The sequence below is a fragment of the Streptomyces sp. NBC_00459 genome, from assembly GCF_036013955.1.
GTDB lineage: Bacteria > Actinomycetota > Actinomycetes > Streptomycetales > Streptomycetaceae > Streptomyces.
In genome coordinates this window covers 8,641,895-8,661,172 of sequence record NZ_CP107903.1, presented here as the reverse complement: position 1 = coordinate 8,661,172, position 19,278 = coordinate 8,641,895, and the positions used below count along the sequence as shown (strand labels likewise).

The 19,278-nt window shown below is 67.6% G+C and carries 16 protein-coding genes and 2 pseudogenes; 9 read left to right on the top strand and 9 right to left on the bottom strand.

Going from position 1 to position 19,278, the window contains the following annotated elements:
• Window positions 1–174 precede the first annotated feature (174 nt).
• From OHN74_RS38050 to OHN74_RS38020, 7 genes and pseudogenes are all read right to left on the bottom strand, one after another.
• Window positions 175–1,224: an endonuclease/exonuclease/phosphatase family protein gene (locus OHN74_RS38050; RefSeq protein WP_327699104.1), complete on the bottom strand. Its 1,050-nt coding sequence runs from the start codon at window positions 1,222–1,224 to the stop codon at window positions 175–177.
• Window positions 1,221–2,417, bottom strand: a complete 1,197-nt coding sequence (locus OHN74_RS38045; RefSeq protein WP_327699103.1) for an NAD-dependent epimerase/dehydratase family protein — start codon at window positions 2,415–2,417, stop codon at window positions 1,221–1,223. The genes OHN74_RS38050 and OHN74_RS38045 overlap by 4 nt, the downstream gene beginning before the upstream one ends.
• A gap of 268 nt (window positions 2,418–2,685) precedes the next feature.
• Entirely contained in the window at window positions 2,686–3,432 is a 747-nt protein-coding gene (locus OHN74_RS38040; protein ID WP_327699102.1) for a phosphotransferase family protein, read from the bottom strand.
• A 29-nt stretch (window positions 3,433–3,461) separates the two neighbouring features.
• A complete protein-coding gene (locus OHN74_RS38035; RefSeq protein WP_327699101.1) occupies window positions 3,462–4,718 on the bottom strand; it encodes a radical SAM protein in 1,257 nt (418 codons plus the stop codon).
• Window positions 4,719–4,758: 40 nt separating this feature from the next.
• On the bottom strand, window positions 4,759–5,391 hold the full coding sequence (locus OHN74_RS38030; protein ID WP_327699100.1) for a Gfo/Idh/MocA family protein: 633 nt from the start codon (window positions 5,389–5,391) through the stop codon (window positions 4,759–4,761).
• An 84-nt stretch (window positions 5,392–5,475) separates the two neighbouring features.
• Window positions 5,476–6,612, bottom strand: coding sequence for a tyrosine-type recombinase/integrase (locus OHN74_RS38025; protein ID WP_327699099.1), 1,137 nt, complete (start codon window positions 6,610–6,612; stop codon window positions 5,476–5,478).
• 457 nt (window positions 6,613–7,069) lie between these two features.
• Window positions 7,070–7,542 (bottom strand): annotated as a pseudogene (locus OHN74_RS38020) (DUF6879 family protein).
• Window positions 7,543–7,607: 65 nt separating this feature from the next.
• Here OHN74_RS38020 and OHN74_RS38015 point away from each other — a divergent pair.
• A pseudogene (locus OHN74_RS38015) lies at window positions 7,608–8,213 on the top strand (IS5 family transposase); the annotation flags it as partial.
• Window positions 8,214–8,352: 139 nt separating this feature from the next.
• Complete coding sequence (locus OHN74_RS38010) at window positions 8,353–9,120, top strand: hypothetical protein (RefSeq protein ID WP_327699098.1); 768 nt, start codon at window positions 8,353–8,355, stop codon at window positions 9,118–9,120.
• A 323-nt stretch (window positions 9,121–9,443) separates the two neighbouring features.
• On the opposite strand, the gene OHN74_RS38005 is transcribed toward OHN74_RS38010, so the two are convergent.
• Window positions 9,444–10,787, bottom strand: coding sequence for an endonuclease domain-containing protein (locus OHN74_RS38005; protein ID WP_327699097.1), 1,344 nt, complete (start codon window positions 10,785–10,787; stop codon window positions 9,444–9,446).
• 121 nt (window positions 10,788–10,908) lie between these two features.
• Between OHN74_RS38005 and OHN74_RS38000 the strand changes: the two genes are divergently transcribed.
• Window positions 10,909–11,172, top strand: coding sequence for a hypothetical protein (locus OHN74_RS38000; protein WP_327699096.1), 264 nt, complete (start codon window positions 10,909–10,911; stop codon window positions 11,170–11,172).
• A 30-nt stretch (window positions 11,173–11,202) separates the two neighbouring features.
• On the opposite strand, the gene OHN74_RS37995 is transcribed toward OHN74_RS38000, so the two are convergent.
• On the bottom strand, window positions 11,203–11,682 hold the full coding sequence (locus OHN74_RS37995) for a DUF2326 domain-containing protein (protein ID WP_327699095.1): 480 nt from the start codon (window positions 11,680–11,682) through the stop codon (window positions 11,203–11,205).
• Window positions 11,683–11,731: 49 nt separating this feature from the next.
• Between OHN74_RS37995 and OHN74_RS37990 the strand changes: the two genes are divergently transcribed.
• From OHN74_RS37990 to OHN74_RS37965, 6 genes are all read left to right on the top strand, one after another.
• On the top strand, window positions 11,732–13,846 hold the full coding sequence (locus OHN74_RS37990; RefSeq protein ID WP_327699094.1) for an AAA family ATPase: 2,115 nt from the start codon (window positions 11,732–11,734) through the stop codon (window positions 13,844–13,846).
• On the top strand, window positions 13,839–15,086 hold the full coding sequence (locus OHN74_RS37985; protein WP_327699093.1) for an McrC family protein: 1,248 nt from the start codon (window positions 13,839–13,841) through the stop codon (window positions 15,084–15,086). The genes OHN74_RS37990 and OHN74_RS37985 overlap by 8 nt, the downstream gene beginning before the upstream one ends.
• Window positions 15,087–15,186: 100 nt before the next feature.
• Complete coding sequence (locus tag OHN74_RS37980; protein ID WP_327699092.1) at window positions 15,187–15,474, top strand: type II toxin-antitoxin system Phd/YefM family antitoxin; 288 nt, start codon at window positions 15,187–15,189, stop codon at window positions 15,472–15,474.
• Window positions 15,467–15,919 (top strand): PIN domain-containing protein, encoded by a 453-nt coding sequence (locus tag OHN74_RS37975; protein WP_327699091.1) that lies wholly within the window; start codon window positions 15,467–15,469, stop codon window positions 15,917–15,919. The genes OHN74_RS37980 and OHN74_RS37975 overlap by 8 nt, the downstream gene beginning before the upstream one ends.
• 227 nt (window positions 15,920–16,146) lie before the next feature.
• Window positions 16,147–17,994 (top strand): DUF4357 domain-containing protein, encoded by a 1,848-nt coding sequence (locus tag OHN74_RS37970; protein WP_327699090.1) that lies wholly within the window; start codon window positions 16,147–16,149, stop codon window positions 17,992–17,994.
• Complete coding sequence (locus OHN74_RS37965) at window positions 17,991–19,235, top strand: McrC family protein (RefSeq protein ID WP_327699089.1); 1,245 nt, start codon at window positions 17,991–17,993, stop codon at window positions 19,233–19,235. Before OHN74_RS37970 ends, OHN74_RS37965 begins: the two co-directional genes overlap by 4 nt.
• Window positions 19,236–19,278: the final 43 nt, after the last annotated feature.

Sequence of the window (19,278 nt, the reverse complement as noted above, 5' to 3'; positions counted from 1 at the left end):
CTCTCTTTCGACTGTGTCATACACCCTGCGTCACCGATGGGGTGAAGCGTTGATCAACCGGACGGGCGGGGGACGAGGCCCGCGCGTCTGACCTCACCGGACGTCGTGCAACTCGCGGGTGCACTTCGCACCGCGGTCTCCTTCACGCGCCGACGGGCTCGCAAGGCCTCGTCGTCACCACTCGCGAGCCCTGCCACGGTCGTCGGGTAGCCCGTGCAGGAAGTCAGCGCTGACGAGTTCGTGGTCGGAGATGGGATGGCTGGCCGAGTTCACCGCAGGTCGGCACAGGGGATTTCGTGCGGCCAGGCCGCGCCGGAAAAGCCAGTCCATCCTGCGGTGCGGGGCGCGGGGCAGGCCGTTGCCCAGGGTGCGACGAGTCGGGACCGCCGAGTTGCAGTCCAGCCAGTCGAAACCCGCCGCTGCGAACACGTCGAACAGCGGCTCGTGGTGACCAGGTTTGGCGAACCAGTCGTCCGGCGCTTCCTCATCGGGTACGTCTGCTGTGTTGAAATCGCCGCCGATGACGGTGGGCAACGTCGAATCGGTCGAGTCGACGAGCGCCGAAAGCTCCGCGGACCTCGTGTCGGGATCGGACAGGCTCTCCAGATGGACGCTGCCCACCCTGATCCGTTCCGTACCGACAGCGACGGTTGCGAACAGAGCCCGCCGACCACCGATCCGGCGGTGGTGCCAGTCCAGTGAGTACCACAGGCCTTGTGCGGGGGAATTCACGACCAGCGGTTCCGACAAAGGGAAACGGGACAGAATTCCATTGCCATGGATTCCGACCAGGTTGCGCTCGTCAGCGAACTCGACTTGCTCGGATTGATTGCCCATGCCCAGCTCAAGAAACTCCGCGCAGTACGCATAGCCGAAACCGAGCTCTTCGGCCAGTGCGCGCAGTGTGTGCAGATTGGCGGAACGGGCCATGCCCACGTCCATCTCGGACAGCAGCACGACATCGCAGCCCGATTCCCTGATGAGCTGCGCGCTTGCCCCGACGTACTTGCAGCGCTCCGCGTTCCACGCGCCTATCCGTACTGGCCCGTCATGTTTCGAGACGGCATTACTCGGCTGACGCACTTCGATCTGGCCGAAGATTTCGGCCTCACCGAACAGCCGGTCATGCTCGGCCGGATCGCCTGTGGCCCGCCGGGCACGCTCAAGGAAATCAGTGTCCACCGCAGAAAATTCCGCCACTACGTCCTGCCGCATGCCGTTCATGCGCGTTCCCCCACGTGCTCACCGGGCCGCGCGGGCAGGATTCGATCGAGATCGACATCGGCGCGGAACCGCTGCGCGATCTCCACCGACTCGCGCCAGATCCCCTCGCGCAGAAGGGTGGGGGTGAAACCGAGCTCCGAGAAGCTCTCGTTGGTCACGCTGAGGGTGTTCTGCGCCTCCTCGTTCCTCGGATTGTCCACGTAGGAAATCTCAGCACCAGTCTGATCCGATATCACGGTGGCTACATCCAGCACCCGCAGGCACTCGGCCACCTGATTGCGGACCCGCACCCGATCACCCGGCGCCGGCGGGTTCTCCAGGGCGAGGTTGACGCAGTTCACGGCATCTTCGAGGTGGATGAACGCGCGAGTTTGCTCGCCCACGCCGTATACGGTCAGGGGGTGATTGAGCGCCGCCTGCATGAGGAAACGGTTCACCACGGTGCCCCAGACGGAGTCGTAGTCGAAACGGTTGACCAGAAGATCACTCTGGCTCGTCAATCGGGTCTGCGTTCCCCAGACGACACCCTGGTGCAGATCGGTGATCCGGAGGTTGTCGTACCGGGCATAGAACTCGAACAGTTGCGCATCCATGCACTTACTGAGGTGGTAGATAGAAACCGGTTCGAAGGGATGCAGTATCTCCACTTTCCGGTCCGGGTGCGCAGATGACGGGACGGTGACCTCAAGATAGCCCTCCGGCATCGTCCAGTCCTTCGACGAATAGCCGTACACCCCCACCGACCCAAGGTGCACAATGTGCGTGGGCACCCCTGAGAGGCGAGTTGCCTCAAGCAGGTTCTGAGTCGCCATCAGGTTGTTACGCACCGTGTAGGTTCGATGCGTCGAGGACAGCATCGAATAGGGCGCGGAGCGCTGTTCGGCGAAGTGGACAACGGCGTCCGGCCGGTATTTGTCCAGGAGTCCGCTCAGAGCCTCGACGTCCGCCGAAACATCCAGCTCGACAAAGTCGATGGTCCGGCCCGACAAGGCACGCCATGTCTCCAGCCGTCGCTCCGGGCTCTGGATCGGGGTCAGCGAGGCCGTTCCAAGTTCAGCATCGATCTTGCGGCGGCTGAGGTTGTCGACGATGACGACATTGCGACCCCGGTCAGACTGGTCCAGAGCAGTGGGCCAGCCGCAGAATCCGTCCCCACCGAGGACAAGGACGGTCTGAGGGCGCTCATTTGGCATATGCAACTCCTTTTATCTGGGTGCCGGATGTCGGCGGAAAACGGTGCGACCAAAGCCGCGAGCGGGCCGAGCCGGGCACGACCGAGCAGATCAAGTCCGATTCCACGGACCGGTCACTGTCTTCGTCCGTGCAATCGGATATCTATGGGGCGTCCGCGTGGCGCGTCAGGCGGACGCGGAGGAACCGAACGACCAGAGCAGACGGACGTCACCGGCTCCCGCCGGCCCTGACGAGGGCGGAGAAGCGGGAAGCGACGTCCTGCACAAATCAGTTGGCCGCGAGGCCGGCCTCCAGGGTCTGCTGATGGTGCGTCACCCAGGCATGTGCGGCCCGAATCTCCTCCGGGACGCCCGCCTCACGCAAACTGATCAAGGCCGCATCTCCGCCGGCGGCTCCGCTCTCGATACCCCACCAGCAGCGTTCCTGCCACGCGGCCACATTTGGTACCAGCTCCTGGCGGTCGGCGGATGCCAGACCGTAGGCATCCGCGACCTCACGGATCCGTCCGGACGCCCATACCGGATCCGTGCCGGGACCGAGGCTCAAGTACTGCCAGCACAGATGCGCCACATCATGGACACGCCGACCTGGTGCCGCCAGGTCCCAGTCGATGAGAGCGATGGGCTCCAGTGGTTCATCCGTGGAGCGGTACACCGTGTTCTTGGGTGACAGATCGTTGTGGCACACCACCTCATGCCCGTCCGCCAGAGGATGGCCTGCCGTGAGGTCGTGGGCCGCGCGGACCAGGCGGGCAAGCGCGGTCAAGGCCGCGGAGGAGGCGACCGCGGGGTTGCCGCCCTGCCAGGGCACATATCCCTGGACATAGCTGAGCGTGTCCCGGCCCTCCTCGTCTCTACCGAGGTAGCGGGGCGCGCCGTTCCAGGAATTCGCTTCGTAGTGCTGCAGCAGGCGGTTGACGAAACCGGAATTCCCGGTCGGACTACGTCGCACCGTGCCGTCCACCAGGACCACGCCACTTATGAAGCCGCCGAGGAGTTTCTCGATTTCATTCACGGTGTAGCTCCTACCCTAAGTCTTTTCGCTCACGAACGCGGTGAACCGGGCAGCTGCCGCAGCCTCTCGGAGAGCATGGCCGTGGGTACCAGTACCTCTGGCGTGGGCTCAAGACCGAACGGCACCACGGGCACCTGCCGGGGATCCCGGGTCCGTGTGACCTCGGCGTGGGTGGCGCTGCTCACGATCATCTCCGCCCGGTCGGGATGTACCAGGTGTTCGAAGTCGATGTAGCGCTGCGCGTAGGTGTAGCGGCACGGGGCGAAGGCATCGGGTATCTCACCCTGTACATGAGCCTGGCGCAGCGACTGCCACGCCTCGCCGTTCCAGATCTCCTCGAAGGTGTTCTCGCGCAGGGAGCCGAGGGTGTACTCGCCGTTGCCGATCAGGTGGTCGCAGAATCCGACGTCCCCGTTGTAGCGAATGTACGCATAGCTCCACGGGTGCATGCAGGCCGGCTTGCGGACCATCTCCGGCAGCGCCAGAGAAGGGTCCGGCGCGGCACCGAGCTGCACGACGACGCCGAGTTCGCGGCCGGCCTCGGCCGCCTCGGCGTACGCCTCGCGCGTCCGGCCCAGGTCCTGGCGCAGGTGGGAGGGGTCGTCGGCAGCGGCAACCAGCGGGTGGATGACCAGGAGCGGAATGTCCAGCCGGCTCGCGAGCCGCACGATGTCGGCGAGCTCGTCCAGGTTGTCCATGCTGGAGACGACATTGAAGTTCACATGGTCGCGCGGGACTTGGTAGCGGTCGCGCGCCTCCACGAGGGCGCGGCAGGTCGCTTCGAGCCGCTCCAGGCTTCCGCCGCCCCGCAACTTCTTGAACAGGGCGGGCGAGGCGGCGTCGCACGAGACGGTGACGATGCCCTGCCCCCGCATCATGGCGTCCCAGACGGCGGGCCGGTTGATCTGGCCGTTGGTCACGACCCGGACCCGGACCTGATGCTCGAGGGCGCGCAGCACCATGTCCCCAAAGCCGCTGAGCATGGTGGACTCGCCCCAGCCGCGGACGTCCACCAGATGCGCGTACGGGAAGAGTTCGTCGGCCAGCCGGTCGAACATTTGCTCGTCCATGTTCAGGGCCGGGTCATACTTTTCCCCGAAGCGGCACATCGGGCATTTGAGGTTGCAGTTCTCGGTGAGCTCAACGAACAGAGCCAGCGGCCGGCTGCGCAGCTTGACCGCCCCTTGCTGGTACTCCTCGAGGTTCAGGGCCTGGTTGTCGCGGCGTCGGTCCGTGAGCTCGAACGGATGCACTGACGCGGTCAGAAGTCGGTCGTCTTTTCGCATATCAATCTCCTTACCGGAGTGAAGACGGTTGGGTGTCGCGTCACCGATCGGTGCGCGGCGTGGTGAGTAGCGCCAGCGCCTGCTGCACGCCCACGGAATCGTCGAGAGTGACGTAACTTTCCCCGCGCCCACTCACCATGTGGACAAAGCGGTCGACCATCAGTTCGTACATGTCGACGCCCGCGTAGGTGGTCAGTTCCCGGTGCCCGTCCGCCGTCAGCAGGGTCAGACGACCTTCTCCCGTACCGGGGTTGAAGCAGTGGTCAAGGCTGAGGCTGCCCTTGTCTCCGCGGACCACCAGCCGTGAGTCGTGCCAGGGGAGCAGAAAGCTCGCCGAGAGCTGGGCGGTCCTGCCACGGCCGTAGTCGAGAACGGCACAGGTGTGGAGGTCTACGCCGGAGTCACCGCGGTGGCTGACGGCGGAGCCCGTGACAGGGAGGCCGCCGTACACGAGGTTGGCGGCGTCGGCGATGTAGCACCCGAGGTCCAGGAGTGCCCCGCCGCCCAGTTCGTCCGACATCCGGATGTCAGCAGGATCTTCCAGGACGAAGGACAGTGCGGCTTCCACGCTGCGGACCTCGCCGACGGCGCCCGCACGGATCCGCTCGACGAAGGCCGCGAACTGGGGGTGGACGCGGTACATGAACTGCAAGAACACCGGCCAGGGGCTCATCTGTTAATCTCATCAGGAGGTACCCATGAAAATGCTCATCATCTTCTCTTCTACCGAAGGGCCCTCCGCCTTCCGTACGACTCCTCAGGCCACTTCCCAAAGACCGGCATCCAGGATCCGAGCGGCCTTGGTGATACTCCCCGGCATCAGGTGCCGGTAGGTCCGGTACGTCTCCTCGATGGACTTGTGGCCCATCCATTCCGCTACGTCGGTGATGGGGATCCCGTTCCCGAGAGCGTTCGAGGCGAAGTAGTGCCGGAAGCCGTACATCCCCACCCCTTCCTCCGCCGGAAGGTTCGCGAAGAGCCTCTTCACACGGCGCCGCTCCATGCCTTCCGTGAAATAGCCGCCCGGGCCACGCAGCAGGTAGCCGTCGTTCGTGGTGCCGAGTTTGGCCTCGTAGCGCTCGATCGTCTCCCGGACCGACCGCGGCAGAGGAACCTCCCTGAACTCCCCCACCTTGCGGTGCTTCAGCTTTGCCGGCTTCAGCGTGTTGGAATGGATCTGCTCACGCACCCGGTAGACGTCCCGCGCCACGACATTGTTGACGTTCACCGCCCGCGCCTCGCCGTTTCGCAGGCCGCATCCCGCCATCATGGCGATCTCCAGCGCGAGGTCCTCGTCGGCGACGAGCAGCGCCTTTTTCACATAGGCGAGAGACGGGATAGCCACCTTCTGCCGGACGTACTCCGGTTCCTGGACACCCTTCACCGGGTCGTCCGCCATGGCCCCCTTGGCATAGGCGTCTCGTAGGACGGTCTTGAGGGCGCGAAATATGTTCACCTGGTTCCCTCGGCCGACCCCGTCGCTCTCCATCTCGTCCAGGAAGCGCTCGACCACGATCGGTGTGACCGAGTTCAGCTTTCGTGATCCGAGGCGGGGAACGATGTGCACATTGATCGAGCTGTCGACGTGCTCGCCCGTGGAGTACTCCGTCATCTTGCGCTGCCGAGGCCGCCACTGCTTTGCGTACTCCTCGACCGTCTGCTGACCCAGTTCGCGGCGGGCAGCCGCCACGGACGGCGCCGTCGTCCTCTTCTCCGCGTAGAGCTGAGTAAGGCGCTCGATCGCATCGTCCTGCGTGCTGTAACCGGACTCCTCGCGCTGCTTGCCGAGCGCGTCCCTGAAACGGATCGAGTACGGGTGAGGGCAGCGGGTGGGCTTCGTGCAGCCGCAGTCCTTGAAGAAGGACCCCATGCCGCGGGCGAGCTGTCGGGCCATCTAACACACCATCCGTTCCAGCACCGAGATCCATACACCGGCGCCGCGCTGCGGGTCGAAGGTCAGCAAGCGGAGACACGACTGCGACGCGTGCTGACCCTTTGCTGACCCGAGGGGGGCACATGATGCCCCTGACCTGCGGCGACGCCAAATAGCTAGATCTTGGACTTGAACATGGTGCGCAGCATGGAGGTACTCCCGACTTGTCTGCTCCCTGCCTGCTTATCGCTGGTCAAGGGCGGTCTCCGGAGCGTACAACGATTCGTATGTTCGGTCAGCTGGCCTCGGGTGTTTCAGGGCTCACACTCACCCGTCGCCGACTCTCCTAATGACCCATCAGCTCTCGGCGCCAGACCGTGCGTCGCCGACGGGCCGTTGTCGCGCCGACATGCCGACGTGTACCCCCGTGATCCTCGAACATCCCTCGTCAGCGGCCTCACCACGACAGGAACCGAACTCAAATCACGACGGTGTCGAAGCCCAGCCCTTTGGCACTCGCCCGGTGAACGAGCACGATCCCCGGGCGGCCGAGGTCCAGTGTGCGGTAACGGCTTTGTTCCGCTCGGGCCCGGGAGGTGTACAGCTGTGGCTTGAGCCGAGGTGCTCTGCGCTCCAGGCTGCGTATCAGCCGTCCGTCGAAGATCCACAGGTCGGTGCCCGGGACGAGCAGGTCCCACCCGTGGTGCCGGGGGAGCCAGCGCACCTCCTCGCTGGCTTCCACGTTGGCGCGGGTCTGGTAGTGCTCCCACGCGATGTAGTCGGTTACCGGCTCGGACACGACCTGACGCGCCGCACATGCACGCCGCGGGCGACAGCGTCCGCGATGTTCTGGTGGTAGGGACGCCACCAGGAACCCCGGTCGTCCCAGTCGACGCGCCGGCCGCCCTGCCAGGCTTCGAAGCGGGGGTTGGTGAAGTAGGCGTCCCTCATCTCCAGATGGGCGGCCGACTGCCTGGTGTCGGCGAGGAGTTCAGCGAACTCCGGGATGCCAGCGGGTGGTACCGGAGGCGCCGTCGCGACCTCAGGGGGGTGGCCGGCGTCGGTACGGTGACCGGGAGGTGCTGGCCGCGATTGTGTTCGTAGCCACGTCGGGTTGTACCTGGCAGCAGGTGCCGTCGGCGTCGTTCGGGCCGTCGGAGGCGACGGCCCACCGCCGTTTCACGGAGTGGTCGAAGTCCCGGGTGTGGGCCAAGCTCCACCGCCTGGTCCTCGACGAACTGGGCGCACGCGGCGAGTTGAACTGGTCCCGTTGCGTGATCGACTCGGTGAACATGCGGGCCCAGGGAGACCTGACAGGTCCGAATCCTGTCGACAGGGGCAATTAAGGCTCGAAGATCCACCTGATCACGGAACGGTCAGGTCTGCCCATATCCGTCGGGATTTCCGAGGCCAACCTGCATGACAGCCGGGCCCTGATCCCGCTGGTGAAGGGCATCCCGCCGATCCGCTCGCGCCGCGGGCGACGACGACGCAAGCCCTCCCTTGTCGTCCTGCGTGCGCTTCACCGGCCGCTCCTCCTCGGTGGCAGGGGCCAGGGAGAACGGGGTGTAGCCGCACGGGGACGCAGGTGCCATGGAACGAGGGCGTGCAGGAGGTGGCTAATCATCGGCCCGGCCGTCGAGATGTGCCCGTCAGGCCGTTGACCGGGTGCCGCTTCGACGGAGGATGGAGGAAGAGAGCGGGTCTGCGTGGTGAAGTGTGGGCCTCTGATAACTCCGACAGCAGGGAGCGTTTCTTCCAATGACCGCACAGCCCGCACGCCCTGGGTGCACCGGTCCCGAGACCGCCTCGGTCATGGATGTCTCGCCGTTCAAGCCTTCTCTCGTCAAAGCGGTGTTCAGGGACGTGACCTCGATGCACGTCTCTCGGTCGGCCGCGTGGGCCGCCGCGTCGGTGACGCGGACAGTGCTGACGGAGATCATCGACGGCGCGAGGAGAGCGGCGGCGGCGGAGGCCCGGAAGAAGCTGATTCCCGGGGACCTTCTCGCGGCGATCGACCGCAACGTCGAGCTCGAGGTAGGGAACAAGTGGTACGACCACAGCCCGACGTTTCAAGGCCTGACCGGTGTCATGTACGACGCCGAGGGCGTCATCGTGCCTTCTCGTAAGCGCAGCAGGTCGCGCAAACCGAGTGCTGTGGTCGGCGCCCACAGGTTCGAGGCAGGGGTCAAGAAGCTGCTGCGGAGCCAGGGGGCGACGGCCGTCCCGGCGATGGTCCGCGACCTGGACGGAATCGCGAGCGTGTTCCTGACGGACCTCGCCCGGGACGCGGCCATGGTCGTCCGCGAGGGCGGGGTCAAACGTTTCGCTACGGTCACCCTAGTGATGTCGGGAGAACCGGCCCCACCCCCGTTCCTCAAGGATTCCCTCCGGGCCCTGCCCGCCCGCAGTACCATCGGCAGGGATGACATCCTGGCCGCCACCACGATGCAGTTGTTCGGCGGCAACCTCAGGCAGCGCGCCCTCACCGAAGCACGCGAGGCGACACAGAACACTTCGGTGGGCTGAGCGGGTGTGACCAACATCGCCGCCTGCACCCTCATCTGCTATCGCAGACTCGCCAAATGAGATGACCTCTTAATGGCCCACGGAATGGTCCCCCCGCGAGTGCCAACCCAGTGCCGGCAGCCTGAGACCAACGGGCGGAGTTGAGCCGGCCGACGTTGGCGCGGATCGAGCGTTCACCCCCGGTATGAACGCTGGGGCCTTCTGCAGGAGTCTCGGCAAGAACTCTGCCGCGCGTTTCGCCGGGCGTGCGGGGTGACCGTCTCGGGGGCCAGGGGCCGGTGGCTGCGGGGTGACGTTGGGGTGTCAGGTCTCCCGGTGCCCGCTCAGAACAGTGCCAGGCCCTCGCCGCTGGTGTCCGCGATGACTGGCCGGGACTGGGCGGGGAGGCCGTCCACGCGGTCAGGACCGGCCGCGGCGGCCACGGCAGGGGTCGTCTCGGCCAACCAGATGCGAAACCGGTCGACGGCTTCGCGGTAGGGCACGCGCGCCAGCACACGGTGCTCGCCGGAGGGGCAGCAGTCGACGGCGACGGTGAGCAGACAGGAACGGGGGGCGTTCTGACTGCCCGTCCAGGACACGCGCAGAACACCGCACGGCGTGCGCCCGCGGAGGGCTCGGTGGGTCGGGCGCAGCGATCGGCAGGCTATGTGGGCGGTCCATGCGGCGAGGTGCGGCAGGGGCAGGGTGGTGCGGGCGCGGCAGCCTGGGCAGCGGTGCCAGTGGCGAAGCCAGTCGTCGGTGTCGGTGTGGAAGAGGCGTGTGTAGCGGTTCGCCACCCGGATGTCGTTGCTGTACAGGTGGTCCGGACGTTCAAGTGTGTTGCAGGACTGGCAGACGGGGGCGCGGACGTAGCCGTGTTCGTGGCAGTGGTCGAGGACCGCGGCGGGCGCGGTGCGGCAGACGGCGCACGCCCACCCGGCCACCCTGCGGGAGGTACCGGGCTTCCTGCTGAGCACCGAGTACAGCTGGCCTTCCAGCTCTGCGTTGTACGGGCGCGGTGAGGCGGTGGGACCCTCGGGGCTCGTCGTCTGCCGACCGTCGGCGTCTCGGGCCCGCCGGGGGTGGGAGGGCGGCTCGGTGGCGGCTGCGCCTGCGCGGCGGGTCCGCGCGGCTTGCACCCACCGCGCTTCGGCGTGCTCGGCCGCGTCGAGCAGCCTGACCACGGCGCGCGGCAGCCACCACGTCCGCTGCGTCCCGTCGCGGGTCTGCTCCACGAGCATCAGTCGCCAGTCGATCCCCGCCAGATGGGACGGCCGGCCAAGGTCACGTCGTGCTGCCCGCTCGGGGCCGCCCGGCTCCCGAAGTTCCCCCGTGATGCGCCGACGCCAACGCAGCGTCGTCTCCTCGTCGCACTGCTGCCTCGGCGCCCCACGAAACGGACCGACGCGGACCAGGTCCCGCCGATCCATCCCCACCGCGTTCAGTTCCGCCGCCGCCCGGCGCACCGCGACCTCCGGCACACTCCACTGACCGTCGCTCGCCCTCACCGTCACCACCACATGGCCGCCGAGCAGGACGTACCCCACCCGTGCATGGGCAGGAGAGCGGGTGAATGCCCCAGAAGCCGTCGGCACAGCACTGTCGGCCGTCAGATCGACCCACAGAGCGTCCGCGGCACCCAGGGTGATCAGGCCGTCCGTACGACCGGGTATGACACGCTCCGACATGCCCACAGGCTAACGGCGCCGACGCGGCAACGGGCTTCCAAGCGCCGACCGCTGGGGCGTGGAGCCGTACCCGCCGAGCGGCGTAAGCGGTCGGCGAAGCCGCGTTGTTACCCTCCGCGCCATGCCTCATTCAGCAGCGCGGGAGATGCGCTCTCCGATCCTTTCGATCCATCCATACGTACCGGCCATCGAGCAACAGGGCGATGTGATCTGCTCCATGGCCTCGCGCGGCGACTGCGACCACAAGCTCGTCGCGGAAGTGCGACCCGAGTTCAGCGACGGCACCTGTCCCAGGTGGCGGGTGTGCGGCGAGTGGCTGACCAGTCACCCGTCAGCCATCGCCCACATCACTACGAACGGCTTCCAGGAGCCCGCCGTCCCTTGACGGGTCAGTGCCGGAGCCCTGCGGCGGCGACTACGCCGGCCGATACACGGCCTGGCCCGGGTCCGGCCTCACGATCACACCGTCCTGGGCGAGCTCGCGCAGGTTGCGGCGGGCCTCCTTGCCCGCGGCTTCGTCGTCCGCCGGCCGGTACCCGGCGACTCGTAGAGCCAGTACGGCACGTTCGGTGTCCCAGGTGCCTCCCAGCGCCTGGATCACCGCGGCGAGCGCCTGCTTGTGCGTCAGCGGGTTCTCGGTCATCTCACCCTCCCCTTCCGAAAACCGCCACAGCATGACACACGGGGGCAGGGCTCCACCTGGCCGGATCAGCTCAGAACCGGAACCCGAACCGCCCTCCTCGCTCTCATCCGTCAGCCGTGGCTCGATGATGCGGTCCTCGACGCTGAAGCCACGCTGGATCGCCTTGGAAAGGTCGTCGGAGTTGAGGCTGACGATGTACTGCATGTCCTCGTCCTCGGCGACCTGGGCCGCCAGCGTGAGGAAGATGCTCAACCTCGACCTCGGTGAGGGACGTTGCCGCCGGTTCCGGCATCATGCCCCCATGACAAACGGGGTGGATGTACCCACAGCAGCGGCCGAGTTCGACCGGACCGCCGTGGCGGACACCGAGTCGGTTGCCGAGGACGAGCGCAAGCAGGTGCTGTCCCAGTTTCCGTTGGAGGAGTGGGCAGAGCTGCCACTGGAGCGCTACGCCCTCGGGCAGGCCGCGCCGCCCGGGTCGGGGCCGACGTACTGTCGGCTGCTGGAGTTCCTCACTCCGAATCTGGGCAGCATCAGGGGCGGTAGTGCCGCGAAGCACATCATGTACCACCACAACTCCGGCGAATGGCGGCTGGCCGCTCCGCTGAGGGGTATGGACCCGCAGGACGCCTGGGCGGAACTGCGCGGACAGTTCGTCCGGGCCTTTGATGCCGTCGGGGCAGGGGACTTCGAGGCTTTGGACGACCTCGAAGTGCTGCGGTACGGGCCGACGTTGGTGACGAAGTCCCTGGCGACCTACTTCCCGCAGCACTTCCTGCCGATCTACGCGGCCGAGCATCTGCGGACGTTCGTCACGCTGCTCGGCGGCGAGGCGCAGGCCGGTGTCCCCGCCTCGCGCACGAACCGTCAGCTGCGCGAACTCGTGCAGGGCCGTGCGGAGTTCGAGGGCTGGACGGGACGGGAGGTGATGCGCTTCCTGTACAAACACTTCAATCCCCGGCAACGCACCATCTGGAAGATCGCCCCCGGCGAGCGCGGCCGTCTGTGGGAGGAATGCCGGGACGGCGGGTTCATCTCCGTCGGGTGGGACGAGCTCGGCGATCTCGGCCAGTACCAGAGCGACACCGAACTGAAGCAGGCCCTGGACGCGCACTGGCCGCGCAGCAGTGGCCCCAGCCTCACCCTCGCTCGCCGGCTGCTGGCCTTCCGAGACCTGGAGGCGGGAGACCGGGTCGTCGCCAACCGCGGTATGGACGAGGTCCTGGCCACCGGCAGGGTCGACGGGAGCTACCGCTACGACCCGGACCGGCCGGAGTTCCACCACGTCGTCCCGGTGGCCTGGGACCCCTCCCACGCACAGAAACTGCCGAAGCCCCAGCACGGGTGGCGGTCCACCTTCGCCAAGGTCGACCCGTCCCTCTTCGCGAGGTTCACCGCACATAACACCGACTCCGGCTCCGGCTCTGCCTCCGACCCGGGTACGGGCCAGGCGCAGGCGGGCCCGCCGGTCGCGCTGCCCGAGGACGTGCAGGTCGTACTGGACGCGCTGGAGCGCAAGGGGCAGGTGATCCTGCACGGGCCGCCCGGTACCGGCAAGACCCGGCTCGCGCTCGGCGCCGCCCTCGCCCTGGACGGCCGTGCGGACGCGCTCGGTGCCGATACCCGTCAACGTGCCGAGGCGCAGGCCGAGATGCTGCACGGCGACCGTGTCAGCATGGTCACCTTCCACCCCTCCTACGGCTACGAGGACTTCGTCGAGGGCTTCAAGCCGGACCTGAGCGCCACCGGCCCAGGGCTTACCCTCGCTCTCACGGACGGCCTGTTCCACAGCCTGTGCAGCCGGGCCGCCGCCCATCCCGACCAGACGTTTCTGCTGGTCGTCGACGAGATCAACCGCGGTGACCTGCCGCGGATCTTCGGCGAGTTGATCACACTCCTCGAACTCGACAAGCGGAACCTGCCCGTCGCCCTGCCCGTCAGCAAGCGGCGCTTCTCCGTACCGCCGAACGTCCGGGTCATCGGCACGATGAACACCGCCGACCGGAGCATCAGCCACCTGGACGCCGCGGTTCGCCGCCGCTTCGCCTTCCTTCCCGTGGGGCCGGACCCGGACGCGGTCTCCGGAACCGTCGGCCCTCTGGACCTGGCCGCGTTCTTCGAGTCCCTCAACTCCCGCATCGCCCGTCATCTCGACGCCGACCACCAGATAGGGCACGCCTATCTGATGCGGGACGGTGAGCCGATCGCCACCGAGGAGGATCTGGCCGCGGCCTTCCACCACGAGGTGATCCCGCTCCTGGAGGACTACTGCCTCGGCCGGGCGGATCTGCTGCACCGTATCCTCGGCGGCCTGGTCGACGCCGAGACCGGGCGTCCGCTCCTCATGCCCCCGCAGGACCTGGCGGACGCGCTGGCGACCGAGTTCACCAGCGGCGTTCCCGGCCCGGATGCCTGACCGCACGCCGGTCCAGCTCGGCGAGTACGAGTCCGCCTCGCTGGAACCCGATCAGCTCACTCCTCGGGACGTCGACCGCCTGCACGCCCTCCAGGCACGGGGCTGCCTCACCCTGACCAGCGAGCGCACCGGGTGGCGGCTCAAGGCCGACGCGACCGTCGGAGTTCTGGTCCTGGACCGTGTCCGCGTGGTCATCACACCCAAGTTCGCCATTCCGGGAGAGCAGCTCATGAGCTGGCTCGCCTACGCCCTCGGCACGCCCGTCCCGGCGACGGCCAGGCGGTGGGCCACCGGCCCCGACGGTTACGCCGACCTGGTCGCCGCCGCCCTGCTCGACCAGTGCGAGCGGCTGCTGCGGGAGGGACTGCGCCGGGACTACGTGCGCCACAGGAGTGTCGAACCGGTGCTCCGGGGACGCCTGGACGTCGCCGCCCAGGCCACCCGCCGCTACGGGCAACTGGACCAGCTGCACATCCGCACCTTCGACCGGGAGGCGGACATCTGGGACAACCGCGTTCTGGGGAGCGCGCTGAAGGCAGCTCTCACCCTGACCGCCAGTCCCGACCTTGCGCGCGCCCTGCACAACGCCGCCGGCGCCTTTCCGCAGGCCCCGACCCCGGCCGCGGCACTCCGCACCCTGGACCGCACCCACTACACCCGCCTCAACGCCCGCTACCGGCCCGCCCACACCTGGGCCCGCCTCCTACTGCGCGGTGGAGGTGTGACCGACCTGCTCACCGATCACGGCACCACGGCGGACGGTCTCCTGCTCGCGATGCCCGCGCTCTGGGAAGCCGTCGTCCGCCGTCTCGGCACCGAGGCCGTCGGCCCGCACGGCGGCCACGCCGTACCCGGCGGAAGCGGCGTCGGCATCACCGTCCGCGGAGACCTGGGCAACGCCTCGGCCTTCCGGCCCGATCTCCTGCTCAGCCTTCCAGGACTTCCAAGCCACGACACGGCACAACGCACGCTGCTGCCCGTGGACGCCAAGTACAAGCGCTACGACCGCCACGGCGTGGGCGCGGCCGATGTCCACCAGCTCCTCACCTACGGCAGCGGCTACGCGGCCGCCGACGCCCCGCTCGCCGTCATCGTCCATCCCCAGCCGGGCAGTCACGCCCAGCGGACCCTCCAGGTGCGCGGCCCCAGGGGCCTGTTGGGCATCATCCACGTCCTCGGCATCGACACCCATGGGCGCCCCGAGGAAGCCGGCACATGGATCCGGTCAGCGCTGCGTTGAGTACCGACACCCGGACCGATACGCCCGGCATGGGCACGTACCTGCATGACTGCCGAACGGTCGCGGCGTCAGTGTGTAGAACGAGTAGTACAGTGAAGAGATGAGTGACAGCGCGGAGGTCCCGCTGAGGGAGCTCAACCAGCAGACATCGCGTGTCCTGGCCCGAGTGGCGGCCGGGGAGACAGTGACCATCACGAAGGACGGCGTCCCGATAGGGGACATCGTGCCCCGCGGTGCGCTGACTGGCCGACCCGCGTACCCGTTCCGCACCGACCCCATGGGCGAGCTGGACATCCCGGACCTGGGCGGTCCCGTGCTCGACGACGAAGAGATCGAGGGGACGCTACGGGGGATGGGCGAAACCGTGACCGGTGGGGCCGATGCCTGACATCCCGGTCGCCATCGCCGACACGAACGCCCTGTACCGACTGTTCACACCGAAGGACCCCCGCCACTCCGCCCACCGAGAAGCTCTCGCGCGAACTGGGCACCTCGTGGTCTCACCCATGGTGCTCACCGAACTGGACTACCTGCTGACCTCACGAGTCGGCGCCAAGGCCGCCATGAACGCGCTGGACTTCATTACCGGCCAGGCGGAGGCCCGCCGGTTCGAGGTCCCCGACACCGCACCGCATCTGAGAAGCGCCATGGCGGTGATGCGCGGGTACGTCGACGCGGACGGCGGTGCGGGAGTGGGTCTGGCGGACGCGATGAACGTTGCCCTGGCGGCGGCCTTCCAGACGGCCGATGTCTTCACGACGGACGCCCACTTCCGCATGATGCGGCCACTGACCGGGCAGCCCTCCTTCCGCCTGCTCCCCGACGACCTCTGAAAGCCGTATCGGCACGGTCTGTCGCGTCGGCGGAGGTACGGGAACGTCCTTATACGCATTGCGGCGACGCCTCAGTGGCTCGATCGTCTGGTGCATCACGCCAGAGCACCACCATGACCTGAGGCGTCGATCCGCGGCGAGCGCCAGTTGTCGTACCCCGCGGGTAGGGTCGCGCGGAGTGGATCGGGAAGTCTGAGCGCCGTCGGGTGCCGGGGCGAGGAGCGGGAGTGAACGAGCGAGACGAGGCCCGCCCGGAAGCGGCGCAGGGCGGGGCCGCCACGGTGTATCCGGAGTTCCTGCTGACCCTGCCGAACGGAGGGCCACAGGCCCGGGGGCTGGTGCTGCCCGAGAAAGGTATGAACGGGAGCCTGAAGTTCCTCGTCCTCGCCGGCTCTCCCGTGCATCCCGAGGAGACCCCCGGCATCCCGCCGTACCCAGCGGCCCAGCGGGAGAGGCTGGTGGCGGACGGCGGTATCCGTAGAGAGTCGGACCGGTGGCCGGATTTCTGGGAGACGACACGGGACATCGAGTGCAACTCCCCCTCCGCGGCCGCCTCCGTGGTGGCGGGGCGCAGCACTGACGGCTTGGCGCAATGGCGTACGGAAGAGGGCTTCCCGCTCGTCGACTACCTCGGGAGCTCGTGGCGCACTGCCCATAAAACCTGGCTGGTGCGGGGCTCCAACGTGTCCGGGCGGGACCTGGTGAAGCGACTGTGGGTGCCCGACGGGTGGGTGACGCTCTCGGCCACTCATCTGCCGCAGGTGGACGAGGCGGACCCCACCAAGAGCGTGCTGCGACGGTTCGTACAGGAGGGGTATGACGCCACCACCTCGTACAGCCAGAAGCAGGCCATGGTCGACGAGTTGCACTCTTTCCTGACCCAGATGCGGTTGGGTGACACCCTCTGCGCCATTTCCGACGGGCAGTTGTACGTGGGCACGGTCACCGGTGAGGCCGAGCAGGTCGAGTCCGAGGGCGGACTGTCCAATCTGCGCCGGAGGGCCAGGTGGAGGCCCGCCGGAGTCCCGTACGACGAGTTGCCGGAGGCTCTCCAGCAGAAGCTTTCGATCCAGCACGACGTCGTCGACCTGACCCCCGTCCAAGCCCTCGTCGACGGGCTGGGCCGAAGCGACGAAGAGCTGACGGAGGAGGCCAAAGCCATAGACCGGGATCCGAGCGTCGAGATCCCGGCGATCGTCGCCCGCCGTGAGCTCGAACTGCCCGAGCCCACGGACGAGCTGGCGGGCGAGTTCCTCGTGCATGAGGTCGCGTGGCTGCGCGAGGTGCGTGAACTCCTTTCGGATGAACGGCAGTTGGTGCTGTTCGGGCCGCCCGGCACCGGCAAGACCTACCTCGCGCTGAAACTGGCCGAGTTCCTCGGCGGCGGGCCCGAGCAGGTCAAGTTGGTCCAGTTCCACCCGTCGTACGCCTACGAGGACTTCTTCGAGGGCTTCCGGCCCCAGGAGGACCCGCAGACCAGAGAGGTCGCCTTCCGGCTCACCGCGGGCCCGCTGCGCGAACTCGCCGACCTGGCCTCCCGCGAGGGGAACCGGCACATCCCGCACTTCCTGATCATCGACGAGATCAACCGGGCCAACCTGGCGAAGGTCTTCGGCGAGCTGTACTTCCTGCTGGAGTACCGCAACAAGTCGGTTCGGCTGACCTACTCCGGCGACGACTTCGCGCTGCCGCCGAATCTGTTCGTCATCGGCACGATGAACACCGCCGACCGGTCCATCGCCCTCGTGGACGCGGCGATGCGCCGCCGCTTCGCCTTCGTCGAACTGTCGCCGCGTACGGAGCCGACACGCGGTCTGCTGCGCCGCTGGCTGGCCAAGGAGGGCAAGGACGCGGAGCCCGCCGACCTGCTGGAGGCGCTCAACTCCCGTATCGACGATCCCGATTTCCGTATCGGGCCCTCGTACCTGATGAAGAAGGGCGTCTACCGGGAGGGCGGCCTGGAGCGGACCTGGCGGACGAAGATCCTCCCACTGATGGAGGAGCATCACTACGGGGAAGGTGTGGACATCGAGAAGCGGTACGGGCTGGCCGCGCTGCGGGAGTCGCTGGGGTGACATCCGCGGTAGACGCCCCGAGCTCCGTCGAACTGGTCGAGCACGCGTCGGCGAGTCGTCTCGTCCTGCCGGATGCGGTCGGCCGTGCCCTTGCCGCTTCCGACATCGTGGACGCGACCCCCGACCCATACACGCCGGGGCACTGGTTGCTGCGGGCCGGCAGCAAGGTCGGGGCCGTGGCCGTCACAGCACCGGGCGGCGGCGGACCGGTCACCGTGCGCATCACGCCCAAGGTGCCCATTATCCGGCTCTTCTTCCTGCTCGGCTACAGCCTTGATCCGAGGAGGAGTTGGCGAAACGGCGAGGTCGAGGTCGCCGAGCACCGCGATCTGCTGCCGGCGCTCGCCCACGCAGTGGAACGGCAGGTGGACCGGGCCCTGCGACAGGGCCTGTTGCAGGGTTATAGGGCGACCGAGGAATCCGCACTCGTCGTCCGCGGCCGGATCAGAGAGGCAGAACAGATACGGCGGCGCTTCGGGGCGATGCTGCCGATCGAGGTGGCGTACGACGAGTTCACCACCGACATCGCGGAGAACCGTATCCTACGCGCGGCCGTCGAACGGCTCCTTCGCCTGTCCGGCATACCGAGCGACGTACGCCGCAGGCTGCTGCACCAGCGCGCCCGCCTGACGGACGTCACGGCGATCGTGCGCGGACAGCCAATCCCCGACTGGCGTCCCACCCGCCTCAACTCCCGCTACCACCAGGCCCTGCGTCTCTCGCGAGTCGTCCTGGACGGCGCCTCCGTCGAACACATCCCCGGCGATCTGCGCATCGACGGCTTCCTCTTCGATATGAACAAGCTCTTCGAGGACTTCGTGACGACCGCCCTACGGGAGATCTTCCAGGGCCAGGGCCGGAGCTCGGGCGGACACACGGCCCGCCTCCAGGACTCCCACCACCTCGACGAGGCCGCCACGATCCGCATGAGGCCGGACTTCGTGCTGTACGAGCCGAACGGCACCCCGTGTGCCGTGGTGGACGCCAAGTACAAGGCCGAGCGACCAGGTGGATATCCCGACGCCGACCTGTACCAGATGCTGGCGTACTGCACGGCCCTCGGCCTGCGCGAAGGGCACCTGGTCTATGCGAAGGGCAATGCCCCACACGCCGCACACCAGGTGCGCCACGCGGGCATCGTCATTCATCAACACGCCCTCGACCTGGACCAGGAACCCCCCGGGCTGCTCACGGACATCGACGAGGTGGCCCAGCGGCTGGTGAACACCCCGCGCGTATGATCGACTGCGGAGTGTCCGTCCAGGGTGGGGAGTTCACCTCGTG